Origin of the sequence: Streptomyces nanshensis (assembly GCF_001751255.1) — a bacterium.
Taxonomy (GTDB): Bacteria; Actinomycetota; Actinomycetes; order Streptomycetales; family Streptomycetaceae; genus Streptomyces; species Streptomyces nanshensis_A.
The window spans coordinates 14,950-27,153 of record NZ_LJGW01000431.1 but is presented as its reverse complement, the minus strand read 5'-3'; the positions used below and the strand labels follow the sequence as shown (position 1 = coordinate 27,153).

Sequence of the window (12,204 nt, the reverse complement as noted above, 5' to 3'; positions counted from 1 at the left end):
CCGCCCGCGAGGCGGTGCACGGGGCGGCGCTCGGCACGGCGGACGGGCTGTCGCCGCTGGTACGGGTCGCCGGGCCGCCCGCCGGCGCACCCCCGGACGCCCCGACCTGGGTCCTGGTGCACGAAGGCACCGGCACGCTGGTCCCGTACCGGCCCCTGATCCGCGAACTCGCCCGCACCGCACCCGTGTCGGGGCTGGTCCTGGACGACCTGGAGGCGTATCTCTCCGCCGATCCCGAGGGGGAGGGCGCCCGGCTCGCGGAGCGGCACGCCGAGTCGCTGCTGGCCGGCGGCCTGGACCGTGTGCACCTCGTCGGCTACTGCATGGGCGGCGTGCTGGTGCCCGACCTGGCCCGGCGTCTCCGGGACGCGGGCGCCGAGGTGACCGGGGTGTCCGTGATCAGCGGCTACCGGGTCCCCTACGCGGTCGAGGACGACGTGCTCGCCGAGTACGTCTTCGCACGGCTGTCGCGGTGCGACACCACGGCCCTCGGCTACCCGGCCGACCCCGACGGAACGGCCGAGCTGATCGCCGCCGTCGCGGCCCGGCACGGGGACCGGATACCGGACGGAGGACTGGCCCAGGGCCCGGGTACCGCGCTGAGCCCCGCCGGAGAGCGGGCGTTGACGGCGCTGCGCACGCTGTCGGAGAGCACGCACGAGGAGCGGCTGCGGGCCATCGGCGCCGCGATGCCGCGCGATCTCGGCGTACCCGGCGACGAGAGCGGGGCGGACGAGGAAGGGGCCGGGGCCGGACGGGCCGCGTCCGAACGGCTCGTACGCGGCTACCGCGCCGTCAAACACAGCCTCGCGGTGGTGGGTTCGCACCGTCCGGTCCCCTACGACGGCCCCCTCACGCTCGTCAGGCAGTCCGGAGAGGCCGAGGTCTTTCCGCGTATGCACCAGGACATGACGGCGTACTGGCGGCGCCTGGCCCCGGACGGCTTCCGCGTCGTGGACGTCCCCGGCGACCACTTCAGTTGTATGCAGCCCCCGCACGTGAGCCATGTCGCGGCGGCGCTGGGCGTGCGGGCCCCGGAGGCGAGCGGCCGGTGAGCGCGGACGAGGCGCCGCCGCTGATCGGCATCATCGGAGGCTACGGAGAGGTGGGCGCCGCCGCCGCACGCTGTCTGGCGGAGGCCGGCGGCTTCCGGCTGCGGATCGGCGGACGCGACGGCGACGCGGCCGAACTCTTCGCCCGTGCACTGACGTTCGCACGCCCCGAGGACGACGACTGCCACGGCCGAGCCGTCGACGCGGCGGACGCGTCCGCGGTCGCCCGCTTCAGCGAGGGCTGCCGTGCGGTCCTCAACTGCGCGGGCCCGTCCTGGCTTCTGCCCGGGGCGACACTGCGGGCGGTGTGGGAGCAGGGAGCCGATTACGCCGACGTGGCCGGAACAGGGGACGTACCGCATCTCACCGGCACGGCGGGGGACTTGGCCGAGCGGCGGGCGGCCGTGCTGGGCGCCGGGCTCTCACCCGGGCTGTCCGGCATGCTGCCGCGGCTGCTGACCGCGGGCACGGACGACGCGAACGACGCGGCGACGGGCGGGAAGTCCTCCGGCGAGAAGACCGGCGAGGGGGCGCGGTTCTCCGGCTGCTACGCCGGGCTCGGCCCGTTCACCCGCACCGGCGCGACCGACTATCTGCTCAGCTCGCGCTCCGGCTACGGCACGCCCCTCGGGGAGTGGCGGGACGGCCGCGTCGTACGGGGCTCCGTACGGCGCCGGGAGGAGTGCCGGATCCCCGGACTGCCCAGGCCGCTCACGGCGGTTCCCTATCTGCCGGACGAACTGGCGCAGCAGGCGTCGCGGCTCGGGCTGGCGCGCGCCCGCTGGTACAACGCCTTCGACGGCGAACGGCTCCTGGAGTCCCTGGAACGTCACCGCGACGTCCCGGCGGAGGGCGCGGAACTCGACGCCGCCGTCTCGGACGTGCTGCGCGGCGCGGCCGTGGACGCGGCGGGCCACCTCCCGTACCACGTGCTGTGGGGCCGGCTGGAGGAACCGGAGGCGGAGGGCGCCCGGGTGCGCCGCTCGGTGCTGGTGCACGGCACGGACGGGTCGGCGCTCACCGGGGTGGTGGGGGCGGCGGCGGTGGACGCGCTGGTACGGGGACGGATACCGGCCGGGGTCCACGAGGCCGCGACGGTGCTGCCCACCACGGTCCTGGAGTGGGTAGGCGGCCACCTGCCGGCGACGGTGGTGACACGGACGCATGAGGCGGTGCCCGCCGACGCCGACGGGGACGCCTCCTGGGACCTCATGGACGAGGAACTCGCCCTGGAAGAGGGCGAGTTGTGACGGCGGCCGGACGGGACGTCAGGGCGCGGCCCGGCACAGCTCCCGCCCCTCGGACTCGGACGCGAGGACGACCCCCTTGGCCCGCAGCGCGTCGAGCTGGGCGCTGATCGCGCGGGCGCCCTCGTCGAGGTCGTCGTGGTCGCGCTCGGCCATGGCCAGCCGCTCCACGCTCTTCTCCACGGCGATGTTGGTCTTGCGGTCCTCCCGCGGCAACAGCCAGTGCTGGTAGTCGTGTTGCCAGAGCTTGAGCACGGCGTGGTCGTTGCGGCGGCGCACCGTGTCGAGGGTCTCCCCGTACAACTGCGCGGCCCGGTCGCTGTCCATGCCGATGTGGGACCAGCGCGAGTGCGGGTCGTTGGGATCGTCCGCCTCGATCTGGAGCGCTTCTCTGTCCTCCCACAGCGGCATCGTCTCGTCGGTGACGGAGAAACGGGCCATGGAGAAATGGCCGGTGTACTCGCCGGCGAGATAGTCCTGGGTGTCGCGGAACATCTCGGGCGTCTCGCCGGGATAGCCGACGATGAAGAGCCCGTAACAGTTCAGCGAGCTGTCGCGGAGCAGATCGTGGGCCATCCTGTTCTGCTTGACAGATACCCGCTTGCTCATGAGGCGGAGCGTCTCGTCGTTCATCGACTCGAAGCCGATGTGCAACTGGTAGCAGCGGGAGGCTTCCAACCCCTCGACGATGTCACGGGACTTGATGGTGTTGGCCCTGCTGAATCCCTCCCAGACCGGGATGTCCGAGGCGGGGAGTATCTCCAGCAGGCGGCGGAATCTCTTCGGCGGAATGGTGAACGTCGAATCCATGGCGTACATGACGTCGGCGCCGTTGTCCCGCGCGTACGCGACCCAGTCGTCGCGGATCTTCTCCGCCGATTTGTAGCGCCATTTCGGCGAGGCCGCGGGGAACGAGCAGAACTTGCAGTCGAAGGGGCAGCCGCGCATCGACTCGTACGGCACCACGGTGGCCCGCCCCGGAACGGCCGGGGACGGATGGAGGTCGAGGTCGACGTACTCGACGGGGTTGATGCGGATGCGCTCGCCGTCGCGCCAGGCGAGGTTGGGCACGGACTCCTGGCTCGTGCCCTTCGCCAGCGCGTCCAGCAGGGCGGGCAGGGCGACTTCGCCGTCTCCCCGCAGCACGGCGGTGACCTCGGGGTGCTTGTGCAGGACGCGCATGAACTTGAGGTTCGTGAACTGGCCGCCGCAGACGATGCCGACGCCCGGAAGGTTCTGGCTCACCCATGCCACGACCCGGGAGAGGATGGTCTCGTTCCAGATGTACGTCGTCGACAGCAGCACGCAGTCGACGTCGCCGGACGGCACGCGTGCCGTGCCCTCCCACACGTCTTCGAGATTCATCCACGCGTAGTCGTGACCGCTCGCCTCGAGAATGGACTTGAGCGTCAGACTGGTCAGATGAGGCCCCGCCTCGGTGCGCGGACGCAGCAGCGCATAACGCTTGCCCGACTGCTCGAAGGCCAGATTTCCGAGCCTGAGTCCGGGGTTTCCGGCACGCCGGAGCATTTCCGCTCCACGGGCACTCGTCTGTTCCGCGAACAACGAGCCCTCGAGATAAGGGGAATTGAGGTTCGCCGGACCCAGACCGCTCAGCAAAAGAAATCGCAAGACGGCCCCCTACCCGTCGGCTACGACCGCCCTTTCGTGCGGCACCTGACCCTAGGACAGGTGCGCGCCGCTTTCGAGCGCGTTCGGGAACCGCCCGTACACGCCGTCCGATGGGAGATGCTGACCCCGGAGAGGGGGGCTGGAAAATCTTGCGCGCTCAGGATTCTCCACGACTACGCTGACGTTTCGTCACATGATGCGGGATTCAACGGGGGAGGCTGCATGAGCGTGCCGCGGCGAGCGGTCCGGGAGCCGTACGAGCACGAGCAGGGCGACGAGCGGAACGCCGCGGAGGACGGCCCCGCGGAAGGCGGCACGGCGGAAGACCGCGCCACGGACCAGAGCACCGCGGACGACGGCACCGCGAAGGACGACGCAGCGTCGAATGCCGCCGCGGCGAACGCCGCCGCGGAGAGCGGCACCGCCGGGGAGAGCGCCCAAGTGAGCCCGCGCCGGCGGCTGTTGCGCCTGCTGGGCCCGTACGGCAAGGGACTCGCCGTGGTCGTCGCGCTCCAGGCCGTCGGCGCGCTCGCCGGACTGGCACCGCTGCTCGCGGTCGTCGAGATCGGCAGGACGCTGCTGGCCCCCGGGCCGGCCGACGCGGACCGGGTGTGGACGGCCGTCGCGGCCGGTGCGGCCGGGCTGTTCGTCCAGGCGCTGCTGATCACCGCCTCCGGCGGGATCGCCCACCTCGTCGACGGCAGGCTCCGGCTGTCGCTGCGCCGCGCCCTCGCGGCCCGGCTCGGCTCCGTACCGCTCGGCTGGTACGGCACACGCAGCTCCGGACAGGTCACCAAGGTCGTGCAGGACGACGTGGACCAACTCCACCACCTCTTCGCGCACACCCCCGGCGAGGCCACCTCCGCGCTGGTCGTGCCCGCCGCCTCGCTGACGTATCTGGCCTGGGTGGACTGGCGGTTGACGCTCGTCGCGCTGGTGCCGCCCGTGCTGGGGCTGCTGCTGCACCGCCGTCTGATGACCGCCCAACGCAAGCGCGACGGACGGGTCATGGCGGAGGCGATGGGCCGGATCGGCTCCGCGGCGGTCGAGTTCGTCCAGGGGATCCGCGTGGTCAAGACGTTCGGCGAAACGGGCCGCGCCCACCGCCGGTACCGCGAGGCCGCGGACGACTTCGCCGACTTCTTCCGCGGCTATGTCTCCAGCGGCGCGGGCCAGGCGTCGGTCGCCGCCCTCGTGCTCTCCCCGCCCGTCGTCCTCCTCGTCGTCCTCACCGGCGGCACCGCGCTCATCGCGTCGGGCACTCTCGCACCGGCCGATCTGCTGCCCTTCCCCTTGCTGTCGATGGCGCTGACCGCGCCGGTCGCCGCGCTCGGCCACGGCCTCGACGAGATCCACGCCGCCCAGCGCTCGGCGGAGGAGATCCAGGCGTGCCTGGACGCACCCGTGATCCGGGAGCCCGCGCACCCGGTGCCGCCGCAGGGCACACGCGTGGAGTTCCGGGGCGTGCGCTTCGCGTACGAGCCGGGCCACGAGGTGCTGCGCGGCGTGGACTTGACGCTGGAGCCGGGCACGACCACGGCGCTCGTCGGCGCCTCGGGCGCGGGCAAGTCGACGCTGGCCGGGCTGCTCCCCCGCTTCGCCGACCCGGACGAGGGCGCGGTGCTGCTCGGCGGCGCCGACGTACGGGACATCGGCTCCTCCGTGCTGTACGGGCAGGTGTCGTTCGTCTTCCAGGACGTACGGCTGCTGCGGGCGAGCGTCGCGGACAACATCGCCCTGGCGGCGCCCGGGGCGGACCGCGAGGCCGTCGAGGCGGCCGCACGCGCCGCCGCCGTGCACGAGCGGATCCTCGCCCTCCCCCGCGGCTACGACTCCGTGATCGGCGAGGACGCCAGGCTCTCCGGCGGTGAGGTGCAGCGGCTGTCGATCGCGCGTGCCCTGCTGATCGACGCACCGGTGCTCGTCCTCGACGAGGCGCTGTCGTTCGCCGACGCGCGTACGGAGGCGGAGATCGGCCGTGCCCTCGCCACGCTGCGCGAGGGACGCACCCAACTCGTCGTCGCCCACCGTCCACAGACGGTGGAGAACGCCGACCAGATCGCCGTCCTGGACGAGGGCCGCGTCGTCGAGTGCGGCCGCTACGAGGAACTCCTCGCCCGCGAGGGCGCGTTCGCCGATCTGTGGCGCAGCGGCCCCTACGGGACGCACGGCGACGGCACGAACGACGGCGGCACGCACGGCACGAACGGCACGGACGGAAAGGGGCCGGCGACGTGATCCGACTTCTCCTCGGCATCCTCGGCGAAGAGCACTCGGGCGCACTGCGCCGCACCGTCGCGCTGATGGTGGCGCGTTCGGCCGCCGAAGGGCTCTCGTACGCACTGCTCGTCCCGCTGCTCCGCGCGCTCCTGGCCGACGACCCGGCGCGCGCCTGGCTGCCGCTCGGCGCCTTCGCCGTGTGCGTCGCCGTCACGGGCGTGCTGTCGCATCTCAGCGCCGTCTCCGGTTTCCGCTGCGGCGGCGAGCTGTCGCGTGCGCTGCACCACCGGCTCGGCGACCGGTTGGCGCTGCTGCCCCTGGGCTGGTTCACGCCCGCCCGGGTCGGCGAGGTGTCGGGCCTGACGAGCCGCAGCGTGATGGCGGCGATGTCGGTGCCCGCGCACCGTCTTCAGCCGCTGATCAGCGCGGTCGTCGTCCCGCTGTCGGTGGTCGCGGTGCTCTTCGTCTTCGAGTGGCGTCTGGCGCTGGCGGCACTGGCGGCCGTGCCGTTGGTGTGGGCCGCGCACCGCTGGACGGGCCGTTCGGCCGCGGCCGAGGACAAGGAGCAGGCCAGGCGGAGCGACGAGGTCTCGGGACGCGTCGTGGAGTACGTACGCGCTCAGCCGGTGCTGCGCGCGGGCAACCGCTCCGGGGAACGGTTCCGGCTGCTGGACGACGCGCTGACCGCACGGTGGCGCAGCGACCGCCGGGCCGCGCTCGCCGGGGTGCCCGCGCTGCTGGGCATGTCCTTCACCGTACGGGCGGCCTTCACCGCCGTGCTGGCGCTCGCGGGCGCCCTCGCCCTGGACGGCCGGATCGGCGGGGCCGAGACCGTGGCGCTGCTGATCCTCGCCGCCCGCTGTGTGGACCCGCTGCTCTCCCTGGCGGAGCTGGGCGCGGTCATGCGCAGCTCCCGCGGCGAACTGACCCGTATCCAGGCGGTGTTGAGCGAGCCGCCGCTGCCGGTCAGCGGCGAGAGCGCCGTCCCCGAGGGGAACGCGGTCGCCCTGACGGACGTCGCCTTCCGCCGCGGGGACCGTACGGTCCTGGACGGCGTCTCCCTCTCCGTGCCCGAAGGGGGACGGCTGGCCCTCGTCGGTCCGTCCGGCGCGGGCAAGAGCACCGTCCTGGAGCTGGTGGCGCGCTTCCACGACGTCGACGAGGGCACGGTGCGCATCGGCGGCGCCGACGTGCGCGACATGGACGAGGACACCCTCATGTCCCGTATCGCGGTGGTCTTCCAGGACGTCTATCTCTTCACCGGCAGCATCGAGGAGAACGTACGGCTGGCACGGCACGACGCCTCGGCGGAGCAGCTCCGCGAGGCGGCCGCCGCCGCCCGGCTCGACGAGGTCGTCGCACGTCTGCCCCACGGCTGGCAGACGCAGGTCGGCGAGGGCGGCACCGCGCTGTCCGGCGGCGAGCGGCAGCGGGTCTCCCTCGCGCGTGCGCTCCTGAAGGACGCGCCCGTGCTGCTGCTGGACGAGGCCACCTCGGCGCTCGACCCGCGGAACGAGGCGGGCGTGCAGGAAGGGCTCGAAGCGCTGGTGCGGGGACGCACCGTGATCATGGTCGCCCACCGGCTGCACACGGTGCGCCAGGCCGACACCATCGCCTTCCTCGACGAGCACGGACGCGTGGCGGAGTGGGGCGGACACGACGAACTGCTCGCCCGCGACGCCCGGTACGCGGAGTTCTGGCGGATCGCCACCTCGGGCGCGGCCTGACACGGGCCGGCCGGGCGGGGGCGAGGGACATCACTACGGCGGCGTGCGGCGACCGTACGGCGAGCGCGAGGAGGGCGTCATGGCGGAGGAGAAGGCGTGGAGCGCCGAACGGCTGCGGGACGAGGTATCCGCGCTGCTGGGCGCGGAGTTGACGGCGGCGGACGACGAGGCCGATCTGTTCGCGCTGGGGCTCCAGTCGTTGCAGCTCATGCAGTTGGCGAACCGGCTGAACCGGTCGGGCGCCGCGGTGGACTTCCCGGAGCTGTCCCGAAGACCCACGCTCGCGGCCTGGCTCGCCCTGCTGCCGGAGGACGTGCGGACGCCGGACGGGGACGGCCCCGAGACGGCGGCACCGGACAGCGCCGGGACCGCCGCCCCGGACAGCGCGCCCACGCCTGAACTCCCGGAGGACGATGGGCCGTTCGCGCTCACCTCCGTCCAGCAGGCGTACTGGGTCGGACGGGCCGACGGACAGCCGCTGGGCGGCGTGGGATGCCACGCCTATCTGGAGATCGACGCCCACGGGGTCGACCCGGACCGTCTCGAAGAGGCCGTCGCCGCGCTCCTGCGGCAGCATCCGATGCTGCGCGCGCGGTTCGAGGACGACGGCACCCAGCGGGTCCTGCCCGTCTCCCCCTGGCCCGGCCTCACGACGCACGACCTGCGCGCCTGCGAGGACGGCGGCGCGCAGCGACTCGCCGCGCTGCGCGAGGAGTTGTCGCACCGCCGGCTGGAGGTGGGCCGCGGTGAGGTCTTCGACGTCCGGCTCAGCCTGCTGCCCGGGGAGGCCTGCCGGCTGCACGTCGACGTCGATCTGCTGGTCGCCGACGTCCACAGCGTCCGTCTGCTGCTGGACGACCTCGCGGCCCTGTACGAGGACCCCGCCGCCCGGCGCGCCCCCGCGAGCACCTTCGCGCGGTATCTGAGCGAACGCGAGGAACAGCGGGCACGCGAGCGGGAACAGGCGCGCGGCTACTGGCAGGCGCGGCTGGCCACGCTGCCCGGCGGTCCGCATCTGCCGCTGGCCGACGACCCCGGCGCGATCGAGGCCCCGCGCTTCGTCCGCCGCACGCGTACGCTCCCGCCCGAGCTGTGGAAGGCCCTGCGCCAGCGGGCCGCCGACGACGGCATCACCGCCTCCGTACTGCTGGCGACCGCGTTCTCCGAGGTGCTGGCCCGCTGGAGTGGCGAGCACCGCTTCACCCTCAACGTCCCGCTGTTCGACAGGAACACCGCGGAGGCGCCGGACATCGAGCGGATCGTCGCGGACTTCACCAGCCTCGTGCTGCTGGAGGTCGACCTCGCCCCGGACAGCGGATTCGCCGCGCGGGCCAGGGCGGTTCAGGAACGGCTGCACCAGGACGTCGGGCAGGCCGCCTACACGGGCGTCGACGTGCTGCGCGACCTCGCGCGCGCCGAGCCGGACTCGCCACGCACCGCGCCCGTCGTCTTCGCCTGCAACCTGGAGGGCCCGCTCGTCCCGGAGTCCTTCGCGCGCCGGTTCGGGGAACTGTCCTGGATGGTCTCGCAGACCCCCCAGGTCTGGCTGGACCACCAGGTGTACGGGACGCGGGACGGCGGAGTGCTGCTCGCCTGGGACGCCGTCGAGGAGCTGTTCCCGGACGGCATGGTCGAGGCGATGCTGACCGCGTACGCGGCCCTGCTGGAGCGGCTGGCCACCGCGGACTCGGACTGGAACGCCCCGCCCGCGCTCTCCCTGCCCGAAGGGCAGCGCCGCAGCCGCGAGTCGGCCAACTCCACGTCGCGGCCGTCCCGTTCGGGAACGCTGCACGGCGGGTTCTTCGCCGCGGCGGAGGCACGCGCGGACGACCCGGCGCTGCTGTGGGGCGAGGACGGCGTCCTCACCCACGGCGAACTGGCCCTCCGCGCCCGGCGGGTGGCGGCCGCGCTGCGCGAACGCGGCGTCGCACGGGGCAGCACCGTCGCGGTCACCGTCCCCCGGGGGCCCGACCAGATCGCCGCGGTGCTGGGCGTGCTGGCGGCGGGCGCCGCGTACGTCCCGGTCGGCGCCGGGCAGCCGGCGGCGCGCAGGGCCCGCATCGTCGGACGTTCACGCGCCGGGCTCGTGCTGGACGGCACCGGCTCGTACGACGGACACGGGGACAGCGCGGGGCGCGGCGAACACGACGGCCCCGAGGGGGAGTTCGCGGAGGTCCCCGTACTGCCGCTGCGGACGGCGCTGTCCGCGGAGCCGTACGACGCGGCGCCGGTGGACCTCGACCCGGACGACGTCGCCTACGTGGTGTTCACCTCGGGCTCGACGGGTCAGCCCAAGGGCGTGGAGATCTCCCACCGTTCGGCGCTCAACACCGTCGAGGACATCGGCGCGAGGTTCGGCATCGGCTCCGGCGACCGTGTACTGGCGGTCTCCGCCCTCGACTTCGACCTGTCCGTGTGGGACGTCTTCGGGCCGCTGGCGGCCGGCGGCTGCGCCGTCCTCGTGGACGAGGCGGACAGCCGGGACGCACGCCGCTGGCAGGAGCTGTGCGAACGGCACGGCGTCACCGTGTGGAACTCGGTGCCCGCGCTGATGGAGATGCTGCTGACCTCGGCGGGCGACGAGGGCCTGCCGCCGTCGCTGCGGCTGGCCCTGCTGTCGGGCGACTGGATAGGGCTGAGCATCCCACCGCGGCTGGCCGCCGCCACCCGGGGCCGCTGCCGGCTCGTGGCGCTGGGCGGGGCCACGGAGGCCGCGATCTGGTCGGTCTTCCACGAGGTGAAGGACGTGCCGGACTCCTGGCAGTCCGTCCCGTACGGCAGGCCGCTGGCCAACCAGCGCTTCCGCGTCGTGGATCCCGTCGGACGGGACTGTCCCGACTGGGTGCCGGGCGAGCTGTGGATCGGCGGCGCCGGAGTCGCCCTGGGCTACCGGGGCGATCCGGCCCAGACGGCGGAGCGCTTCCCCGTGGTGGACGGCGAACGCTGGTACCGCACAGGGGACTTCGGACGGTACTGGCCGGACGGCACGCTGGAGTTCCTCGGGCGCCGGGACGAGCAGGTGAAGATCAACGGGTTCCGCGTGGAGCTCGGCGAGGTGGAGGCCGCGCTCCAGGAGGACCCGGTGATCGGGCGTGCGGTCGCCGTCCTCACGGAGGGCGGCGAACTGGCCGCCGCGGTGACCGTACGGGCGGACGTACCGGAGGTGCCGGATGCGCCGGATACGCCGGACGGCACCGGCAGCGCCGACGGTACCGACGGTGCCGATGACACGGTGCTCGCGCGTGCGGTCCGTGCCGCGAGCGACTGCGACGACGCGCTCCTCAGAACCCTGGAGGCCCTCGCCGAGGAGCGCGCCGGCAGGGCGGGAACGAGCACGGCATCCGGCGACCCCCTCCGGGTCGGCCTCTGGGGCGCGGCGCCCGCCGCGTCGTCGCTGCCCCCGTCCGCGGTTCCCGTGGCGCTGACCGAGCACGATCACGTACTGACCGCCCACGCCGGTCAACTCCCCGCGGACCAGGCGGCGATGCGCGCCGGAGCGCGGGCCGGGACGCGGCGGCCGTGCGGCGTCCCGGACGCGCTGCTGAGCGGCGTGGACGTACTGGTGGCACACGCAGGCCGCGACGGCACCGGCTCCGGCCCCACCGGCACGGGCGGCGACGGCACCGGCACGGACCCGCTGCCCGACGCCGCGACCGTGGCGGCCTGCGCCGCCCGACTCCTCACGCCCCGGGGCGAGTTGCTGCTGTCCGTACCGGACGGGGCGAACGGCGCGAACGGCGTCGACGAATGGACGCGGCAGCTCACCGAAGCGGGCTTCACCGGCGTACGGCGTGCCTTCACCGGACCCGGCGGGACGCTGCTGACCGCACATCTCGCGGAGAGCGCCCCCTCGGTCGACCCCGCCTCCGTACGCGCCGCACTGGCGACCCGGCTCCCGGCCCATATGGTCCCCGCGCGGCTCACCTTCCTCTCCCGGCTGCCCCTGAACGACAACGGCAAGGTGGACCGGGGATGGATCCGGCGGATCCTCTCCGTCCGTCCCCCGGCCGACGCGGACGGGAGTGCTCCGTCCCGGGAGGGCTCCGCGCCGCGCGGCGCGCTGGAGGAGACCGTGGCCGCGCTCTGGGGCGAGGTCCTGGGCACCGCCGTCGTCGACCGGGACCAGGGCTTCTTCGCCTCGGGCGGCGACAGTCTCCAGGCCACGCGCCTCCTCACGGCCGTCCGCGCCCGGCTCGGCACCGAACTGCCCATGCGCGACATGCTCCAGGGCCCCACCGTCGCGCAGATGAGTGCGCTCGCCGCCCGCCTGGGCGCCGGCGTCCCCGCCCCCTCGGCCGAGGTCGAGGAAGGTCTGCTGTGAACGCG

Annotated in this window: 6 protein-coding genes; 5 read left to right on the top strand and 1 reads right to left on the bottom strand. The window is 73.8% G+C overall.

Annotated elements, in window-relative coordinates; translation table 11 throughout:
• Both AN218_RS35705 and AN218_RS37110 read left to right on the top strand, forming a co-directional pair.
• The coding region (locus AN218_RS35705) for a thioesterase domain-containing protein (RefSeq protein WP_244900745.1) at positions 1-1,055 on the top strand (1,055 nt) is incomplete at its 5' end.
• Entirely contained in the window at positions 1,052-2,302 is a 1,251-nt protein-coding gene (locus tag AN218_RS37110) for a saccharopine dehydrogenase NADP-binding domain-containing protein (protein ID WP_070019764.1), read from the top strand. The genes AN218_RS35705 and AN218_RS37110, both read left to right, overlap by 4 nt.
• 18 nt (positions 2,303-2,320) lie before the next feature.
• Here AN218_RS37110 and AN218_RS27220 read toward each other — a convergent pair whose 3' ends face one another.
• Positions 2,321-3,829, bottom strand: a complete 1,509-nt coding sequence (locus tag AN218_RS27220) for a B12-binding domain-containing radical SAM protein (protein WP_070019763.1) — start codon at positions 3,827-3,829, stop codon at positions 2,321-2,323.
• 324 nt (positions 3,830-4,153) lie between these two features.
• On the opposite strand from AN218_RS27220, the gene AN218_RS27215 reads away from it, so the two are divergent.
• From AN218_RS27215 to AN218_RS27205, 3 genes are all read left to right on the top strand, one after another.
• A complete protein-coding gene (locus AN218_RS27215) occupies positions 4,154-6,169 on the top strand; it encodes an ABC transporter ATP-binding protein (RefSeq protein ID WP_070019762.1) in 2,016 nt (671 codons plus the stop codon).
• Complete coding sequence (locus tag AN218_RS27210) at positions 6,166-7,878, top strand: ABC transporter ATP-binding protein (protein ID WP_070019770.1); 1,713 nt, start codon at positions 6,166-6,168, stop codon at positions 7,876-7,878. Before AN218_RS27215 ends, AN218_RS27210 begins: the two co-directional genes overlap by 4 nt.
• A gap of 79 nt (positions 7,879-7,957) precedes the next feature.
• Complete coding sequence (locus AN218_RS27205; RefSeq protein WP_070019761.1) at positions 7,958-12,199, top strand: non-ribosomal peptide synthetase; 4,242 nt, start codon at positions 7,958-7,960, stop codon at positions 12,197-12,199.
• Positions 12,200-12,204 lie beyond the last annotated feature (5 nt).

Bases quoted from the DNA above. Each gene is read 5' to 3' on its own strand.
- AN218_RS27220 (WP_070019763.1), bottom strand. From the start codon at position 3,829: ATGCTCCGGCGTGCCGGAAACCCCGGACTCAGGCTCGGAAATCTGGCC.
- AN218_RS27215 (WP_070019762.1), top strand. From the start codon at position 4,154: ATGAGCGTGCCGCGGCGAGCGGTCCGGGAGCCGTACGAGCACGAGCAG.
- AN218_RS27205 (WP_070019761.1), top strand. From the start codon at position 7,958: ATGGCGGAGGAGAAGGCGTGGAGCGCCGAACGGCTGCGGGACGAGGTA.